The following is a 17,680-nucleotide window of genomic DNA, read 5'->3' as shown; positions in this document are numbered from 1 at the left end:
GCGGCTAAAGAATCAGAACGAGAGTCATCAACGATCCAACCGTCAGAATCGTTCCCAGCAGAATCTGAATACGTAATTGCTCTGCAGAACTATAGGTCACAAACCACAGTGCGCGTGTCCTATGCTTGGGAAGAGAATCAACAACAAAACCACTCAATACCATGACTAACAAATTTCTCTTAATCGGCACCTGTTTCTGCGGGAAGTGCATCGTGACTGCCGTCATGGTGTTTGCCTGTGTACTCTTGGTAGGTTGCGGCGGCGAAGAAAAATCGCAGCTTGATGTTTACCTCGACGAACTTGAAGTCGAGCGGACCCTCGAGCAGGTGAGGGAAGTTCCCGTCGGTACCTATGGAATTGCCAGTGCGTTGCCATTGAAAGGCAATTCTCGCGAAGAGGCGAATACACTCTGGGTCCACTTGCGATTCCAACTCGTCGCTATCGTCGATCCGGCGGACGCTAAGACCGTTTTGGCGGCAGCCGAGCGCCACCGAGGGATGCTCGACGATACTATCATCACCGTCTGCCGCAAGGCGACGCGAGAGGAGTTGGAAGACAGTCGTTGGGCAACGCTCAAGTCACGCATGATCGACGCGGTGCGCCCCATCCTGGGGGACGAACGAGTGCGTCAACTCACCTTTGTCGACTTCAGTTGGGAACCGATCTAATGCCACAGAATCGATATCGTTTGATTGCCATCACAACAGGACTCGTATTATTACTGCTGTGCCCATTCGCAGTGGCCGAAGACGCACCACCTCAGGAGCAGAATACCGATGCTTCACCAGCCCCTGAGGTAACGGTCATCCCCAAGCTGGACCTGGGTCTCTTGGAGGTCAAGAATCTGGAGCCGACTCGCAACCAAACCTCCAAAGTGACCTTCGGCATGCACCTGACGTTTGCCCCAGGGACCGACCCCGCGATCGTCTCCGCCCTCCAACACTGGCAACATCGCCTCCGAGAGCAGGTCATCGTCGCAATTCGTGTGGCAGAGCTAGGAGACTATCTCGACCCTGAATTACTTCGCTTGCGCAAACAGATTCTCTACCGAATCAACCGCGTCCTGAAAGGCGTCCAAGCCGAGGATATCTTGCTCGCCGATTTCACGTATTCAACCGAGTAAGCCGCCGCAGGGCGAAGCGATTCCAAAACATACTGCCCGCTACACAGGCGAGGGGTCCGCTGTCGTCAAAGGGGCTGGAGCCTTTCTCGCTTGTTCCCTCAAACGCACAATATTGCCCTGATCTCATGATATTCAAGCTCCTCAAACGCTGCATTCTGTTTTGTGTACTAGTAGCGATGTTCGTATTTGGGACGGTGGCCGTTTGTTGTGTGCTAGCTTGCTCGGCACCCAGTTTCTACGCATCGGCCATCGCCAAGCCCGTGGATGGGGCCGATAACGAAGCCGCGCTGAAAGAAATGGAGCAGATTGTCAGTTCAATGGAGATATTCCTTAAACTGAACGCATCGGACTTTCAGAAGTTGCAAGCTTTACCCGAAAATGCGTTTGCCGAGTTGGCAGAAGATCAACAGCATGCGCAGCGCAGTGTACCTGCTGCTTTAAAGAGAATGCTTAGCTCGCCGGGTGTGACACAGGATACGTTTGCGGTTTCGTTGACTGAACGGCATATCAACGCACTGCTGAGTAAGGAGGTGGGCAAGGATAGTGGAGAATTGCGGCGACCACATGTTTCGCTGCAAGCGGATATGATCCGATTCGCGTTCACCTTGGCTACGCCTGTGGCCGAAGTCGTGTTGTCTTGTGACTTTGAGTTTGAAAAGACGAACCCGACCGACCTGACTTTCGACTTGCACGCCGCCCGCGTCGGCAGGCTACCCTTACCCATCATGACAGTTCTGAAACAGTACATGCGGACCAATCCAGTTCTACCACATGGCATCAAGCTGAATATCGACGGCGAGCGACCAAAGCTCACGATAAACGTAATACCTGACGAAGGGGTTCTTCGACTGGACAATCTCTACGTAGCAGATGGCGAAATCCACTTTCTGCTCCGCAGTGCGATCGATAAAGTAGTTGTGGCAAACTAAGGCAACCGGTCGTTTAGGACACCAAAACGTGACCAGGATTCGGATGGCCAGTAGATGTAGTCGACGTAGCCAACGATATCTCCGACTGGAATCGATCCAAAATGTCGGCTGTCGTTTGAGCGATCGCGGTTGTCACCTAGCACAAAAACATGGCGTTCCGGTATTGTCGCATCAAAATCACCCTCTGCGCGTCCACCTTCTGAATAGTCACCGTAGGCAACCAAATAACGATGACCAGAGTTCACTTCAAATTCGACTCGCCCGCTTAGTTGTTTGCCAAGAAACTTTAGGATCTCATCAGGAACACGATCTCTTTCCAGTTCCTTGCCATTGATGAGCAATCGCTCGCCACGGATCTCGATGTGGTCACCGGCTACCGCAACAACCCGTTTGACGAATGCGTCGGCGATCGACGGTGTTGGATTGCGAAACACGATCAAATCGCCGCGTTCGGGAAAGTAATTTGCCGGCAACAGTTTTCTGGCGAGGATGCGATCCCCATTGAGGATGGTAGGACTCATGCTGCTCGCTGGAATCAAATACGCCTCGTAGACGAAACCGCGCATTCCAACTATCAGGCCGATCGAGTAAATCAGTTGGACGACAATGAGGAGCCAGTAAACTCCGGCGTGATTGTAATCACGGAGAGAATAGTCCGAACCGATCTGAGAAGCGAGTCGCCACGCATCGATGGCTGCGTACAGGTACACGAGAAGGACAGCGACAGCAGGCAGCAGCAATAGCAACATGAGAACTGTTACTGAGGGGGGCACCAGCGCTGCTAAAACTGCACAGAGTGGCACGAGGAGCCACGCAAAGTAGAGCGGAAGTCCCTTGGCAATCCGTCCACAGTATATGTGGCCCACTCCCGGAGATAAGAACGAGAGCGCCAATGCAACCCAAGGTACACGTCGCGATGTCATATCACTGGCCATACTAATCTCCTCAAAATGTCACAAACTGGGCAACGTGTGCTAGAATGACAAATGGCAATCCGCCAACGGCTAACGCTCCACCGCACACGGCCCAACGAGCAGCCCGCGAGTATTCGATCCGCTGAAACAAACGCAACCACCAAATGTCTTGGCGCTGGCGGTCCAATTCCGCAACTTGGCACATGATTTGAACCGCCAATGTCGCAGGTGGCGTGACCTCGCGACATTCCACAAGCCACCGTTCGTATGGTTCATCTTCATAGGGTGTATCTGTCATTTCGACTCCCTCATTGCGGACTTCAGCAGGGACTGAAGTCGTTGTTTTGCTCGATGGATACGGGATTTCACGGTTCCTAGAGATGTTCGCTCTATCCGAGCAATCTCGGCATAAGGCAATTCTTCGATTTCGGCCAGAACGAAAGCTGATCGTTGTTCCACCGGCAACGCTGCCAACGCTCGATCGAGTTGTTGTGAAAACTCTCGGCTAGCTATTTGATCCGCCGACGGGACGTCTGCGATCGAATCCAGTTCTTTCAATGCGATCGGTCGACTCTGTTTGAGCAAATTGATGCAGCGGTTACGAACAATGGTGAACAGCCAAGTCGAGAAGGCAGCGCGTGAAGAATCGTAACCGGACAAATTGGAAAACGCGGCAACTAAAGCTTCTTGCGTAACATCCTGAGCGTCCTCCCGATTCCCCAAAAACCCTTTAGCGAAGCGAAAGATCGGTTGCTGATGACGGTCGACAAGCTCGCGAAAGTTTTCCGTTTGTCCAGCAAGCACTCGCTCCACCAGCTCTCGATCTTCAATTTCCACGTGCTGCAATCTCAGTTTTTCTTGCTAATTGCGGTATCTGAAGTGTTATACAGCTCGAGGCGGGGAAAGTTCCATGCTTTATCAGATTCTTCAGAGATTGGAGCGTCCAGTGTGCCGCTCACTTCGCAACGTGCTATTTTCTCCGGTATTTGCGGCCACTTTCATAGTCGAAATAAGAATTTCAATTGGAAAAGACCTGAGAAACAATACGAAATTATGGCCCAGGGCGATGCATCCCAGTGCTCAGACTGCAATGTACAAACTCGCTACGGCTGAGCACACCTGAGCGTCGGATGGATCACCAGACAGCTGCCTTGCCCATAGACCTGTGTTCTGGGGAAGCTAGTCGCCATAAGTGTAGGGAATGACCTTCTTCGACTGCTGAACGAGTAAACCTGACTTACTCCGAATAGCCGACGGGTGGTTTAGCGACTCTCAGCGCCTGGCCGCCGCGCCAAACTCGTCTCCCCTGCTGCTTCCAGATAAGCGAACAACTGTCCCACTTGCTCCAGGCTCAGTCGATTCAGCAGCCCGCCGGGCATGGCGGAAGTAGGGCTCTCGCGGATTTCGTCGATGTCGCTTTGGGCGATGTCCACTTTCTCGCCGTCGGTCAAGAGAATTGTCACGCCCTCAGCACCGCGCGGGACGACCAAGCCTGCAAGGGTACGGCCGTTGCTCATCACGATGCGGCTCGCATATTGGTCAGATATGTTGTGCGACGGGTACACAATCGCTTCTAAGATTTCCTTGCGATGGAACCGACGCGAAATGTTGGTCAGATCCGGCCCCAGCGTCTCGCCCACAGCATTGCACCGATGGCACTTCACACACTGGGCAGCCTCGAATGCCGCGCGGCCTTGCGTTGAGTCTGCCGACCGGGCCGCATCGCTTTCCAGATAGCTCAACAACTCGCCGTAGCTCCATTTGTCCGTCCCCGCGTCAGCCGGTAATTCAGCAGGGGGTGCTGCAGGGAAGTTCGTGCCGTACCATTGTTGCCAGCCAGCGAGTTGCGCGTTCCAATCGGGATAGCTCTCAGCCGCTTCTTTTCCTGCCCAATGATCCAGCAGGGCCAGTGCTAGGGAAGCACCTTCGTCGCCAAGTCGGAGTCCCTGCAGGATGACTTGCCGATAGGGCTCCGGCTCTTGTGGACGTTGAGGCACCGTGCCGAGCGATCGCAAGATTTCCTGCGCCACCCGGCCATCGACAGTTCTTAGCGCATCAACCAAGTAAGCCCAATTTTCCCCTTCCGGGTGTTGCGTGAGACTCATGGCCACTGTGGGACGATCTTCAGGAGTTGTGCTGTAAACTTCCCGCAGATAAGCCGCACTCTGCGGATCTGTACTGCGACCCAACACGGCAAAGATCCCCACGCGCAACCGGCGGAACGCATCGCTCTCGGCGCACAGGGGTTGAACTTTAGCGTCAAGAGCACGCAACTCGGCCAATAAGTCCGCAGGTAGCTCGGCTGGCAGCTTCGCCAGAACCGAGAGCGACGAAGTCGGCCACTTCTCACCAGCAGCAAGCACTTGTTGTCGCTCGGCCAGGGAGAACTTCGTGAAGAAATCACGAGAGAAGTTTTCCACATAGGCGCTCACACTGTAGCCACCTTCCTCACCGCGAATCTCCTCAAAGAATTTCATCAGCACCAATTTGGTGTTAATCGTCCAGCCGGTTTCCAAACGACTCGCATAGGCGGCGATATGAAGTTTCTCTCGCTGATGGAGTTCACTGGCAAGTTGCTCCGCAAACTTGTCGGCCGCACCGGGAACCTGCAAGTACACCAGCAACCTGGCAAGTTCGCGATCGACGGCAACATTACCTGAAGGGTATTTGCTTAGCAAAATCTCACCCAGTTCAGAGCCTTGTTCCGCAGGGAGTTCTCCCAAGGTAAGTGCCAATTGCGAAACGCGCAGCAGATTCACCAACCACTGTGGAGAATTCGCACTCGATAATTGCAGTTTCGCTTGGCAGCGATCGAGGATCGCTTGGGCAACTGCCGGTTCACGATTCTCGGCCAGCAGGGCAACAGCTCCACGGCAAAAGGTGTTTAAATCATCGCTATTGGCAACCACTTGCGCCCATTCAGCTTGTGATTGTTGCTGAAGAGCCCGCTGGGCGGCAAACGCCACGAAGCGGTCCTCATCACCCAACAACTCAACCAGTTTCTCGGCAGAAGCATTGCCTCCCTGTTTGGTAAGTGATTCACAGGCCAAACGACGTACCAATGGATCGCTGTCAGCGAGCAAACGATTGAGTTGTTCAGCGCAGGCAATCGAGTCCGCATTCATCAGGCGAGCCGCTTGGGCCCGAATTTCTGCAACCGGATCGCCCGAGAGACGCAGGAGTAGCTCGTCCGTGGGACGCGGTCCAAAGGTGACCATCAAATTCACGGCTCGCTGTCGGTCAGCAAGCCTTCGACTTGCATCGAGGGACACCTGCTGTAGAGCGGCGTTCCAGTGGTCTCCCAGGACTGCTTTCGTCTTGGCAATTTTCGCGCGGGCCCAATCGGCATCGAATTGAGGTTGCTTTAGCGCTGAAGTGATCGTACCTATCGCGTCATCCGTGGCCAGCGGTGTTGCACCGGTCCAACGTACTCGATAAACACCGCCATCGGTGCCTCGACCCCCCGTGCAAAAATAGAGTGCACCATCCGGTCCCACGGCCAGGTCTGTTGCGTTGAGTGGACGTCCGGCAAGGAAGACTTCGCTCGCAGCATTGTACGTTGAGCCGTTCCGCTTGAATCTGATCGCGTGGATCAGACCGCTCGCCCAGTCGCAAGCAAACATGGCACCATGATAGCGCTCAGGAAACACATTGTGATCATAGAACTCGACACCTGTGGGCGATCCTGCACCCAACTCCAGGGCAGGGGGTAGGCTGTCTAGATAATAGCTCGGCCACTTCGCCCAACCACTCCGCCAGCCAAGCTCCGCCCCGGCCGTGACGTGATTCACACGAGTGGGCCGATACCACGGGGCACCCATGTCCCATTCCATGTCCGCATCGTAGGTGAACAATTCCCCTTGGGGGCTAAAGCCGAAGTCATACGAATTGCGCATCCCGCCGGCGACGAGTTCGACAAACGTTCCGTCTGCATCAGTGCGAAATATCGTACCTCCAGGGGCAGGGATCCCCACGGCATGCCCGCGAGGATCTTCAAACCGAGGTTGAATCAAATCTCCTTCGTACGCACTACGGAAAGGACTTTGAGGCCCAGGCTTCGCGCCTACCCGAGCGTGATTGCCCACCACCACATAGATCAAACCGTCGGGACCCAGTCGCACGGCATGGGCTCCATGTTCGCCTCGCGAACCGCGAATCGGCACCAGTGCTTGAATTTCTTCCGCCGACCCATCCCGATCCGCATCACGCAGTCGATAGAGGGCCACACCTTCAGGCCCATCGCCGATAGCAAACACTCGCGTCCCCAGCGGTAGGATGCCTTGTACATTCTTGAGCTTGTCGCAGAAGACCTCCACTGAATCCGGCGTGCCGTTGTCATCGCTGTCGGTGATCAGCAGCAGATTGCCCCCTTCGCGCGATGCGAGTATATCTCCCTGCGAATCAAACGCCATGGCAATCAGCGAGCCGACCTCGTCGTCGCGCATGAGTCGTTCGATGACGAAGTCCTTGGCGATGTTAAAACGCGCTCCGACTCCTGCGATTACGATCTCGTCACCCCAAGGTAGCGCGTTTCCTAAGATGCCATAGCTGGTCGCATTGACCCACTGCTTGTCGTTGAATGTGGTCGCCGTCCAGTCGGTATAGTTTCGCACACTCGTCCGCCAGCTTGCATTGGTAGGGAAGTCTGCATACGTACCACCCTTTTCTTTGGTGATCACACGACCAACGAGCCCGGCAGAACCTTCGTCCGTATTGCTCACGCGAATGGCAATACTATTGCGTCCAGGAACCAACAGCTTGGTGACTTCGAATACCTGTAGCTTTCGCCAGTCGGCGCCTGTTCCCACAGACTGACCGTTGACGAATAACTCAAACCCATTGTCGGCGGTGATTTGCACTTCACCAAACTCGGGATCGCCCAGCTCAAAAGACTTGCGGAAGAAGCAGTCCCCTTGGGGAACTTCATTGCGAGTATGCGCAGGGGACCAGATCCACTCGGCGCTGCCGAGTTCATTCGTTACGTTCTCTGCAAGATCCGCACCAGCAGACATGCTTGCCGGCAAAGCGGCAGATAAGAACGCCGCCAGACATACCGATTTCTTCGTCACCTTCTTCATGGCGATCTCTCAATCCTTTGAGGTAGAAAACACGTAGGTCCGTCTCTCCGAGACAGACGATGCGACACGGGTCACCTAAAATCCGCATCTCTCAGGAAGCCGCGGCTACGAGCAAAGAAAAATCTACCCTCAAACGCCCTCAGCAGGCAACACGAGCTTGGTGGTTGTGCTAGCATGTGAGAATTGTCGACGAACTTTGGGTGCATAGCCCGGCAAACGAAGTCAAGAATTAGCCACAAAAATCACTAAGAGGCACTAAAAGGAGGCATGTGATATGGTTGCCCAATGGGATAATATTAATCAGCTCTGCGACATAGTGCGGGAAACGAGTTTTGCAATTCACAGCTACCATCGAAACGGACATCTGGAAAAGATCTACGAAAACGCATTGGTCCACCGGTTGCGAAGTCAGGGGCTTTGCGTACTGCAGCAACACCCTCTCAATGTGTTGGATGAAGATGGAACGATTCTTGGTGAGTATTACGCAGACTTGTTTATTGAAGGACAACTCATAGTCGAGCTGAAGGCCGCCAGATCTATCTGCGATGAATATGTTGCTCAACTCTTGGGTTATCTAAAATCATCAAGAATCGAAACAGGTTTGCTCATCAATTTTGGCAGCCCAAAGCTCTACGTAAAAAAATACCTCATGACGCCCCAAGATATCTAAATCTTTTCGTGCCTTCTTGTGCTTTTTGTGGCCAATACTATTTATGACCAACACCCTCGCCGTCGAAAACTTGCGCACCTATTTCCGCACCGACGCCGGCATTGTCCGCGCCGTTGATGGTGTCTCCTTCCAAATCCCCGTTGGCCACACCCTTGGCATCGTCGGCGAGAGTGGCTCGGGCAAGAGTGTCACCTCGCTCTCGATCATGCGACTCTTGGCAACATCAGCACAGATCGAGTCGGGGAAGATCGTTCTCTTAGGCCGCGATTTGGTAAAGCTTCCTGAACCGGACATGCGTTCGATTCGCGGCAGGGATGTCAGCATGATCTTTCAAGAACCGATGACCTCGCTTAACCCCGTTTACACGGTTGGCAGCCAAGTGGCCGAGGCAATCATTGTGCATCAACGTGTCTCGCGGCGAGAAGCACGCCAGCGCACAATTGCCCTCTTCCGCGAAGTCGGCATTCCCCAACCCGAACAGCGGGTTGATTCTTACCCGCATCAGATGTCTGGCGGTCAAAAACAACGCGTCATGATCGCGATGGCCTTGTCTTGTAATCCAAAACTATTGATTGCCGACGAACCAACCACGGCCTTGGATGTGACCGTCCAGGCGCAGATCTTGCAGATGTTGCGTCGGCTTCGCGACCAACGCGGCATGTCGATACTCTTCATCACCCACGATTTGGGCGTCATCGCTGAGATCGCCGACGAAGTGCTGGTCATGTATCGGGGCGAGATGGTCGAGCAGGGCCCCGTTCTCGACATCTTTGCCAAACCGCATCATCCCTATACCAAGGGGCTCCTGGCCTGCCGTCCGCGACTCGATACCAAGTACCGACGCTTGCCGACAGTCGACGATTTTATGGAAGTCAAGATGATCGATGGCCAACTGGAAATCCGCGAAAAACCGATGTCCGACGATCGCTACCGTGAATTGACCGCGGAAGGTCGAGGCGCGGTGCTGCACCCCAAGTCCGAACTCGCTGCGATGGGCCATCCCTGGGAAGAAACATCTCGCGCGGCCGACACAGTCGCTGTAGAAGAGGGCACTCGACCCTTGTTGGAGGTCGTAGACCTCGCTGTCCATTTTCCCGTGAAGAAAGGAATTCTCTCGCGCACTCATGACTACATCCGTGCCGTCGACGGTGTGAGCTTCCGCATCTATCGCGGACAAACGCTTGGTTTGGTCGGCGAAAGCGGTTGCGGAAAGACGACCTCCGGCCGAGCCATCCTGAGGCTCGTCGAACCAACCGCCGGCAAGATTCTCCTCGACGGCACCGATGTCCGCGCGCTCGGCGTACGCGAATTACGCCGCATCCGTAGTCGCATGCAGATCGTGTTCCAGGACCCCTATGGCTCGCTCGATCCTCGCATGACTATTGAATCAGCGGTGACTGAACCGATGGTGATCCAGGGACTCTATGGCAATCGCAAAGAACGCCGCGATCGGGCGGCATCCTTGCTCGAAGAAGTTGGCATGTCGGCAGCCCACTTGCGGCGCTATCCCCACGAGTTTTCAGGTGGCCAGCGTCAACGCATCTGTATCGCTCGTGCCTTGGCCGTCGAGCCAGAGCTCTTGATCTGCGACGAGTCTGTCTCAGCCCTCGATGTCTCGGTGCAAGCGCAGGTACTCAATCTGCTCAACGACTTGCAGCACAAACGCGGTCTCACGTATCTCTTTATCAGCCACGACTTGAGCGTCGTAAAATTCATGGCCGACATGATGGCCGTGATGAACCAGGGAAAGATTGTCGAGTTCGGCCCGTCGCAAGCAATCTATGCCGCTCCGCGCGAAGCATACACTCGCGGGCTGATCGATGCGACGCCGCAGGATGATCTGGAGCATATCCGCCAGTTGGTCACGGAGCGGGAACGATCTTGACACATTATTCACATGCAGACGGGAATTCAGAGGGCAACGCTAACACACCGGTTCCCCGTCCTTGCCTGCGCGAAGGGTAAATTCTGCGCGGGAATAACGAGAAGGCAGTGCTAATCAACTAGCAAGGGCGGCTTCGACGGCGGTGCGCATTTTTTGGAGGCCCGTTTGGGCAACTTGCAAGGGGTCTTGCTTCCAGTAGATCGGGTTGAAAAGCTCCAAGGAAAACGCGCCGCGGAAGCCGGTTTCGTGGAGGTCGCGGATGATTTGCCCAAGTGGTGCGACGCCGTCACCGGGGTAGATGCGGTGTTGGTCGCTGATTGTATCCCGCGGAGGAACTGCGGGATAATCGTTCATGTGGAAGACGGCGATGCGCGGTCCGGCGATCATGCGCAGTCCATCGAAATCGGAACCACCCTTGTACATGTGATAGACGTCGGGCAAGACGTAGGTTTTAGGTTTGCCCGCGGCAATGGCGATGTAGGCGAGTTGGCTGAGGTTGTGGATAGCAGGGGAGTGTCCCCAGAGTTCGAGTTGAGGAGCCACACCAGCCCTTTCGCCGACTTCCAGGAGAGCTCGATAACGCTCGGCGATGAGGTCGAGCTCCATGGGACCCGTGGCACCCACAGGGGGGGCTGCAATCCGGCTGCCGCCGATGCCCTTCACAAGTTGCATATCGCGCTCAGCATCACGCAACCCTTGTCTGCGCTTGGCGTTGTCGTCGACGATCCAACGGGCAAACCCGATCGCACTCTCGATGGTGAGCCCCTGATCAGCAATTTCTTGCTTGAGGTCAGCAAGGCTGCCTCCCTGATCTGCGTAGGTTTGAATATCACCGAGCCAAGGTTCGATTCCATCGTAACCTGCTTTAGCTGCCAAATCGATCTGCTCGGGTAGCGACAGCTTTTGGCCGCGAATGGTGCTTGTGTTCAGACAGTAACGAAACGGCTCGCCAGAAGATTCTCGTTTTTTAGTTGGCGGAGTTTCTGCTGCGTTCGCCTTCACGAGAGGAGAGAGAGCCAGTGCGCCGGCTGTTAGGAATACTTGTCTGCGATCGATGCCATTTGCCATGGTAGGATTTTCTTTAACAGAAGAGAAGGAATCAAATACTTTCTATTTTTGGTAGCAGTTTGCAATTGGAACAAAGCACTAGCGCGATAGAGTTGGTTGTCTAACCTAGAGTATAGCGAAAACCGGCATTGGGATATCGGGGATCGGAGCGGCTAAGCAGGCGGGCCAACCCTTAGGAGAATAACCCATTATTAGCCAACCTGGGAGAAAGCGTTGGGCGCTGGTTGCTTGGCGATAGTCTGAAATGTGAGCACCGCGGAAGGGGCAATCCGATTCGGGAAGAGGGTCTGGGACGAACCGGGCCGCTTGGGGCATTTCGAATCACCAACCATTGCATGAATACAAACAACAAGACCGCGTGAAAAAGCCCGGAGGGAAGGCTCTTTCACACGGTCAAGTGCTTGGGAAAGGAGGTACCGGAAGCAGAAAGCACATGGTGTGCCAGTCGCAAAACAGCGAGATTCTCAGTGCTTAGGCCGGTGTGCGAAGCGAAAAGTCAACGCTCCCGTTGAATTCCTTCGACGAGGTTACCTCTCGCCCACTTCCAATAGCGGCGTTGCCTCGCTGGGGGCAAGCACTATGTCCTTCGATCGGCAACCGGCTGCAGGCTTGCCATCGTCGTTCAGATACCAGTGATCTTGCTGGCTATGAGCCTGAATACACCGAATGTACCGGCAGCTCAAATCCTGGAAGATCACATTCTGTCCACAACCCCCATGGTTGGCGCTTTGATAGCCGGCTATTGCCAAGCTCGGGGCGTCGGATAAGAGAGGCAAATGGGAACTTCCTTCGAATCGAATCTGATGGATACTTCCTGAGGGAGTGCGATAGCCAAGATTGTAAGCGTAGTCCCCCGCCATGAGTTTGCGGAGCAAATTGCCGGCAGCTCCATCGGAACGCAGATACTCTTCTCGGTTGGGGATATAGATGCGGATGTGACCGCTGGCGACCTTGTCCGCTAATTGCGTTGCAGGACAAACGACCAGTTCAGCAAGTTCTTCGCGCGTGAGAATGCCCTTCTCGTAGAGCTCCACCACAAAGAAACCCGCGTTCTGATCGGGCTTGATCTGGGGAAGTCCACGCTGGAACCGCTCATTGTATTGTGTAAGTGCTGCACCCAAGCGGAGCAAATTGTTCTGGCACTTGAGTTGGCGTGCTGTTTCTCTGCTCTCACCTATTGCCGGTAACAACAGAGCCCCAATCGCCAATAGGATGCATGCCCCAATGATGAGATCCGCGTAGGACCACTTGCTGCGTGCGGAAAAACCATCATGCGATTCGCTCAAGCTGGCAGCGCTGGGGGATGATTTGCAGAACGACTTCGAGCGTTCAACGGCATGCTCGACAAACGAACAAGTGCGCGAAGCAAGCTTGGTTGGTGGAGTCACCGCCGGTTCGGCTTCCTGTTCACTCCCCGCCAAGCACTCGCGGAGATGCTCCAATTCCTCGGCCAACTTCGGATCGGCGGCAATCGCGTCTTCCACGCTTTTGCGCTCGGCAGGATCTAGATCATTCAGCAAGTAGGCTAGCAGTTGCTCTCTCATCGAACCGGAGCTTTCGCAGTCTGATAACAAAAAACGAGCCTACAACCAATGGTCGCAGGCTCGTGATAAGTAGTCTTAATGTGATTGAAACATGTCTTCGCCAGGACGAAAACGAGACCCGCTGGACCACTACTGGTGATTCGCGACTTGCAAATCGCGCCAAGACTCTCCGAGTCGTTTGAGCGCTGCGTGGAGTCGGCTTTTGACTGTTCCCACAGGTATCGACATAATCTTGGCAGCATCACGGTATTTCATCCCTCGGAAGTAGACCAGGTTGACCGCGTTCTGCAACGGTTCGGGCAAGGTTGCCACTTCGTTGCGGACCCACTCGGCCTGCTCGCCACTTTCCACGGTGTCGTAAGGGCTGGCATCGCTCGTCGCGACAACTTCCATTAGCGAACCGACTTCCTCTCCTCCAGCGCTGTGTGCTCGATCCAGACTCAAGCGACGATGTCTGCGATTGCGGCGTTGGGCGTCGATCGCCTGATTCGTAGCAATCGTGTAGAGCCATGGGCGGAACTTGCGCCCCAACTCAAATCGATCTCGCTTCGTATGGACTTGGAGGAAAGTTGTCTGAAACACATCTTCGGCCAACACGGCGTCGCCCAGATATCGCTTCAAGTAATTGTACAACTCACGCTCGTAGCGAGAGACCAACTCGGCAAAAACCGAGCTATCTTCCGCTTTTTGGTACGAGGCGATTAGCTGCTCATCACTGAGGTTCGCTACTTCGCTTGTCGCACCGTTATTCTTCAACTGTTCCTTGGGTTGCCTAACCATCTTTACGAACTCCTCATTCCGAGAGTTCGACGCTAATCAGGAGAAAATCCTTTCTCCCTGCCGTCCAAAATAGGAATCCGCGTACCCTCGCAACATACATGTGCGATTCCATGGGTGGCGGAACACCAGGCTCTGCCGGTGGCATCTGCCGAACTCAGGTATCCATTGTAGCCGCTAATTCTTTCTGTGAAGCTTGGGCTACTCACTTTTGGGGATAGACCCGCGTCGAGCAGTTGCGTAGGGGGTAATCGCAACTCCTATGCCGAGACTTGGCATTTTGGACGGTTTAGCGGTGCTAGCAATCACCCAAACCCTATAGTGCTAACATTTTACGTAAAAAGAAGCCATTTGGTTCGCCTTCGAAGTCACCGTTCTAAACTGCCAGAATTGCAGAATTTGCCAGTTTCTTGGCAGATTCTTCTCTCGAATGTCCCAGGAAAAAGTGTCTGATTTTGCACCACTGGTCAAAAATCATGCAGTTGGGTGGACAATTGAGCGGGAGCCTAAAAGGCTATAAAGCGACACTTAAGTACCTTTATACCCGCACCACCCGATTGCCGCTCACTTTGCGGACCAGACCCCGCATCTCCAATACGCTCACCGTCGCCAAAACTCTCTGCACGGGCATCTGTGTGCTAACGGTGATTTCATCAATAAGCGAGCCACCCTTTTCGATGGCCTGCAACACCTGCATCTCGATCTCATTGAGGGCCAACTCCGCCGGGGAGCGGATCGTCGTGCCATCCTCGCGCTGCGCCTCGTGAGCTAGCGGCCCCAGTTCTTCCAGCACATCGTCGATCGAAGTCACCAGTCGGGCCCCGTCACGGATCAGCCGGTTGGTGCCGGTCGCGAGCCGATTGTCGACTTGCCCTGGGACGGCAAACACCTGTCGATTCTGCTCCGTGGCATGGCGGGCCGTAATGAGTGCCCCCGACCTATCAGCGGCTTCCACCACAATCGTCCCCAGGGTAAGCCCACTAATGATCCGATTCCGCTGTGGAAACATCCCGCTTATGGGCGGCATCGTAGGCGCCGCTTCGCTCATCACGCAACCCTTAGCAGCAATCTCGTCGGCCAATCCCTTGTTCTCCGGAGGGTAAGGGGCCAACACCCCACTGGCCAGCACCGCAATCGTCCGCCCACTCGCTTTGAGCGCCCCGCGATGGGCCGCCGTGTCGATCCCCCGCGCCATGCCACTCACCACGGTGAATCCCGCGCTAGCCAAACTCGCTCCCAACGTCTCGGCCTGCTTCAGTCCATAGCGACTGGCATGCCGCGTACCTACAATCGCCACAGCCAGTCCATCAATTTCCTTGAGCTCCCCCCGCGCAAACAGCACCCCCGGCGGATCGGGGATTTCTTTCAACAGAGCCGGATAGTCAGCGCTTTGCGGCGTAAGAATCGCAAGGTCATTTTCCGCAGCGATGCGCAGTTGCTCATCGACATCGATCTCAGCCCGAGCCCCAGCGATTCTCTTGGCGATGGTCGGCCCAATGCCAGGAACACAAGTCAACTCACCTGCAGAAGCCGATAGCACCCGCCCAGCAGAACTAAAATGCGAAAGCAGTCGTTGAATGCCTAGCGGCCCCACCCCCGACACCATCGAGAGGCAAAGCTGATCACGGACGTGGGGGTCAGTAGTTTCCACCCACCCAGCTTACACCATGAGCCAAGAGGTTTCGAGTATTTTCAGTTACCGCGCTATTTTTCTGTGTTAGCCACGATGCGGAGCCCCAGCGCAGCAGAGCGAGTTCCTCTTCCTCCACCACCCAATCGCCGCCAGCATCCACAGCCCCACCAACATCATCCCACTCCCAGGCTCAGGAACAGTGACAACCGAGGCCGTCAAACTTGCATTGTAATGTCCTTGCCACAGCGCAAGATCCGATCCACTGTGGGGACTGCTCGACCCGCCACGCTGCCACACCAGAAAATCGCGGCCATCCACCTGATCATCGAAATTGAAGTCTCCCGGTCGATCTGCCAATCCTGCAATACGTGTGGGCGATCCAACATCAAGGTGCAAATGATTTTGATGGGCACCACTCGAATCGAACCAAGTCGCTGTCGACGGACGCTGCGAATTGATTCCATCGAGGATGTCCTGATTCGAGCTGATAATTCTAATCACGCGTCCGCTCTGTGATCCACCGCTGGCTCCAGAGTCGATGTACTCCACGGCAATGTCGATCACATTTTGCTCCGCTGTGCTGGTAACGCCATTGCCAAAGTTCCAAGTGGAAACATCGACATGCATGTCAATATCCATGCCCACGCGGTGCGTACTGTGGGCCGATGCCGAGCCATAGCCATCCGCCGTCGACATGGCGTTCATGAGTTGTGTGATCCCGGTTTCGGTCTTGGCACTGGCCGAACCGGCCTTCCACAGGGTGTGAGCCCAACTTGTGCCAAACCGTTCAATTTGCGGCGTGAGCCCCGTTCGCTGATTCGTGCCCGGGTCGCGACTGGGCAAAATATCGAAGTCGCCAATCATGTTGTTCACGCTGAACGTGCCGGGAACTTGCGGGTCGGGATCAATCAGTTCTTCCCAGGTCGGGGCGTTGGCGGCGTTGAGCCAACCAGCCGTGTTCGGCCCGACAATTCCATCCACGCTACTTTGCGTGGTGTTAATCCCTGCAACGAACGCTGCTTGGAACGTGCGCAGGGCGGCATTGGTATTGGGACCAAAATCCCCATCCACTGCAATCGGTGCCCCTCCTTCCCGCACAAAACCCAAGTAACGCAACCGCTGCTGTTGTTGGGCGACAAACAGGGGATTATTGCCTGGTTTGTTGAGCGATTCCAAGCTCTGTCCCACCGAACCGGGTCCCGCTCCCGTATATCCTGGCTGCACGACGACCGAGAAAGTTTTCTGCTCGCCGTTCACCAGGACGCTTCCCGTGAGCGCCCCTTGGAAACCCCGTGCAGCAGGGTTTGTGTCCCCCAAGCCGGGTGTATTCCGCGCTGGATTCGCAAACACCCACAACTGTCCATCGCTGGCAAAATTGCCCTGGTTGAGATCGGAACTAGTGAGAACCGTATGGCCTCCAAATCCGCTCAGCGACAACCCTGAAAAGGAAGCACCACCAGGCACCCCCAGTCGCGAACTGAAATCAAGCTCGATTCCATTGCCCGTGCGACCGTAAAACTCAAAGTCCACGGCCTCACAGAGTCCCGCGAACGAATGAATGAAACCAACCAAAAAAAGTGCGGCGATTCTCTGCCCCATAAAACTTCTCAATCTTCTCAGGCGCTTAGGACCTTGTGTTGTTCCGAATAGCAATACTCGTATTTTACTCCGAAACCAGCCAACGCCCAGGCAATTTATTGCGCAAGAGAATCTCGATAACTCGCATGCAGTCGGTACAGGTTCAGGACATGCTACTCCGCACCAACCACCAATTCTTCAACACTTCTCCCAGAGTAGCACCACTCTCCGAGTGGTATTTCTCCTGCCATCTCCACCCACCCCCTCGAATCCCTCGAACGGTCTGGCAATGCAACCGAGGTGAGTTTAGGAAATGCCGAATTGAGTACAGAGTGTCGGGATGAGGCAGTTTTGGCGTAGGGCCGATGGGCACAGATTGATTCGGCGGTTCGCAACCTTCTGACGCTCGGAAATCACTGAGCGTCATCATTCTGGCGATGTTCGCCGTCCCTACCCAGTGTTGTCGGTGGCCAACACCTCA

The 17,680-nt window shown here is 54.9% G+C and carries 14 protein-coding genes; 5 read left to right on the top strand and 9 right to left on the bottom strand.

Going from position 1 to position 17,680, the window contains the following annotated elements; genetic code table 11:
* Nucleotides 1-161 precede the first annotated feature (161 nt).
* From Pr1d_RS23585 to Pr1d_RS23575, 3 genes are all read left to right on the top strand, one after another.
* A complete protein-coding gene (locus Pr1d_RS23585; protein ID WP_148075822.1) occupies nt 162-668 on the top strand; it encodes a hypothetical protein in 507 nt (168 codons plus the stop codon).
* The gene (locus tag Pr1d_RS23580; protein ID WP_148075821.1) at nt 668-1,123 is read left to right on the top strand and encodes a hypothetical protein; all 456 of its coding nucleotides are present in this window, start codon (nt 668-670) and stop codon (nt 1,121-1,123) included. Before Pr1d_RS23585 ends, Pr1d_RS23580 begins: the two co-directional genes overlap by 1 nt.
* A gap of 125 nt (nt 1,124-1,248) precedes the next feature.
* The gene (locus Pr1d_RS23575) at nt 1,249-2,052 is read left to right on the top strand and encodes a hypothetical protein (RefSeq protein ID WP_148075820.1); all 804 of its coding nucleotides are present in this window, start codon (nt 1,249-1,251) and stop codon (nt 2,050-2,052) included.
* Here the strand turns inward: Pr1d_RS23575 and lepB are convergent.
* The 4 genes from lepB to Pr1d_RS23555 all read right to left on the bottom strand — a co-directional run bounded on the left by lepB (nt 2,049) and on the right by Pr1d_RS23555 (nt 8,044).
* Nucleotides 2,049-2,987 (bottom strand): signal peptidase I, encoded by a 939-nt coding sequence (gene lepB, locus Pr1d_RS23570; RefSeq protein ID WP_148075819.1) that lies wholly within the window; start codon nt 2,985-2,987, stop codon nt 2,049-2,051. The two genes, Pr1d_RS23575 and lepB, sit on opposite strands and share 4 nt — an antisense overlap.
* A 10-nt stretch (nt 2,988-2,997) precedes the next feature.
* On the bottom strand, nt 2,998-3,264 hold the full coding sequence (locus Pr1d_RS23565) for a hypothetical protein (RefSeq protein WP_148075818.1): 267 nt from the start codon (nt 3,262-3,264) through the stop codon (nt 2,998-3,000).
* Nucleotides 3,261-3,803 (bottom strand): RNA polymerase sigma factor, encoded by a 543-nt coding sequence (locus tag Pr1d_RS23560; protein ID WP_168205454.1) that lies wholly within the window; start codon nt 3,801-3,803, stop codon nt 3,261-3,263. Before Pr1d_RS23560 ends, Pr1d_RS23565 begins: the two co-directional genes overlap by 4 nt.
* Before the next feature lie 425 nt (nt 3,804-4,228).
* Nucleotides 4,229-8,044, bottom strand: a complete 3,816-nt coding sequence (locus tag Pr1d_RS23555) for a DUF7133 domain-containing protein (protein WP_148075816.1) — start codon at nt 8,042-8,044, stop codon at nt 4,229-4,231.
* A 274-nt stretch (nt 8,045-8,318) separates the two neighbouring features.
* Between Pr1d_RS23555 and Pr1d_RS23550 the strand changes: the two genes are divergently transcribed.
* Both Pr1d_RS23550 and Pr1d_RS23545 read left to right on the top strand, forming a co-directional pair.
* Nucleotides 8,319-8,714 (top strand): GxxExxY protein, encoded by a 396-nt coding sequence (locus Pr1d_RS23550; RefSeq protein WP_148075815.1) that lies wholly within the window; start codon nt 8,319-8,321, stop codon nt 8,712-8,714.
* A gap of 43 nt (nt 8,715-8,757) precedes the next feature.
* Nucleotides 8,758-10,599: an ABC transporter ATP-binding protein gene (locus Pr1d_RS23545; RefSeq protein ID WP_148075814.1), complete on the top strand. Its 1,842-nt coding sequence runs from the start codon at nt 8,758-8,760 to the stop codon at nt 10,597-10,599.
* A gap of 114 nt (nt 10,600-10,713) precedes the next feature.
* On the opposite strand, the gene Pr1d_RS23540 is transcribed toward Pr1d_RS23545, so the two are convergent.
* The 5 genes from Pr1d_RS23540 to Pr1d_RS23520 form a co-directional block, all read right to left on the bottom strand.
* Entirely contained in the window at nt 10,714-11,667 is a 954-nt protein-coding gene (locus Pr1d_RS23540) for a sugar phosphate isomerase/epimerase family protein (RefSeq protein ID WP_148075813.1), read from the bottom strand.
* 527 nt (nt 11,668-12,194) lie between these two features.
* On the bottom strand, nt 12,195-13,211 hold the full coding sequence (locus Pr1d_RS23535) for a DUF1559 family PulG-like putative transporter (protein ID WP_148075812.1): 1,017 nt from the start codon (nt 13,209-13,211) through the stop codon (nt 12,195-12,197).
* A gap of 129 nt (nt 13,212-13,340) precedes the next feature.
* Nucleotides 13,341-13,991 carry an RNA polymerase sigma factor gene (locus Pr1d_RS23530; RefSeq protein WP_148075811.1) on the bottom strand — a complete coding sequence of 217 codons (651 nt, stop codon included), beginning with the start codon at nt 13,989-13,991 and terminating at the stop codon, nt 13,341-13,343.
* A 535-nt stretch (nt 13,992-14,526) separates the two neighbouring features.
* The gene (dprA, locus tag Pr1d_RS23525; RefSeq protein WP_210417817.1) at nt 14,527-15,639 is read right to left on the bottom strand and encodes a DNA-processing protein DprA; all 1,113 of its coding nucleotides are present in this window, start codon (nt 15,637-15,639) and stop codon (nt 14,527-14,529) included.
* Nucleotides 15,640-15,705: 66 nt separating this feature from the next.
* The gene (locus tag Pr1d_RS23520; protein ID WP_148075810.1) at nt 15,706-17,220 is read right to left on the bottom strand and encodes a peptidoglycan-binding domain-containing protein; all 1,515 of its coding nucleotides are present in this window, start codon (nt 17,218-17,220) and stop codon (nt 15,706-15,708) included.
* Nucleotides 17,221-17,680 lie beyond the last annotated feature (460 nt).

This window comes from Bythopirellula goksoeyrii (genome assembly GCF_008065115.1).
GTDB lineage: Bacteria > Planctomycetota > Planctomycetia > Pirellulales > Lacipirellulaceae > Bythopirellula > Bythopirellula goksoeyrii.
Note: the sequence above shows the minus strand (reverse complement) of the source record. Positions and strands in the feature narration are given on the sequence as shown.

Excerpts from the sequence above, each read along its gene's own strand:
- Pr1d_RS23585 (WP_148075822.1), top strand. The coding sequence starts at position 162 with ATGACTAACAAATTTCTCTTAATCGGCACCTGTTTCTGCGGGAAGTGC.
- Pr1d_RS23580 (WP_148075821.1), top strand. The coding sequence starts at position 668 with ATGCCACAGAATCGATATCGTTTGATTGCCATCACAACAGGACTCGTA.
- Pr1d_RS23575 (WP_148075820.1), top strand. The coding sequence starts at position 1,249 with ATGATATTCAAGCTCCTCAAACGCTGCATTCTGTTTTGTGTACTAGTA.
- lepB (WP_148075819.1), bottom strand. The coding sequence starts at position 2,987 with ATGGCCAGTGATATGACATCGCGACGTGTACCTTGGGTTGCATTGGCG.
- Pr1d_RS23565 (WP_148075818.1), bottom strand. The coding sequence starts at position 3,264 with ATGACAGATACACCCTATGAAGATGAACCATACGAACGGTGGCTTGTG.
- Pr1d_RS23555 (WP_148075816.1), bottom strand. The coding sequence starts at position 8,044 with ATGAAGAAGGTGACGAAGAAATCGGTATGTCTGGCGGCGTTCTTATCT.
- Pr1d_RS23550 (WP_148075815.1), top strand. The coding sequence starts at position 8,319 with ATGGTTGCCCAATGGGATAATATTAATCAGCTCTGCGACATAGTGCGG.
- Pr1d_RS23545 (WP_148075814.1), top strand. The coding sequence starts at position 8,758 with ATGACCAACACCCTCGCCGTCGAAAACTTGCGCACCTATTTCCGCACC.
- Pr1d_RS23540 (WP_148075813.1), bottom strand. The coding sequence starts at position 11,667 with ATGGCAAATGGCATCGATCGCAGACAAGTATTCCTAACAGCCGGCGCA.
- Pr1d_RS23535 (WP_148075812.1), bottom strand. The coding sequence starts at position 13,211 with ATGAGAGAGCAACTGCTAGCCTACTTGCTGAATGATCTAGATCCTGCC.
- Pr1d_RS23530 (WP_148075811.1), bottom strand. The coding sequence starts at position 13,991 with ATGGTTAGGCAACCCAAGGAACAGTTGAAGAATAACGGTGCGACAAGC.
- Pr1d_RS23520 (WP_148075810.1), bottom strand. The coding sequence starts at position 17,220 with ATGGGGCAGAGAATCGCCGCACTTTTTTTGGTTGGTTTCATTCATTCG.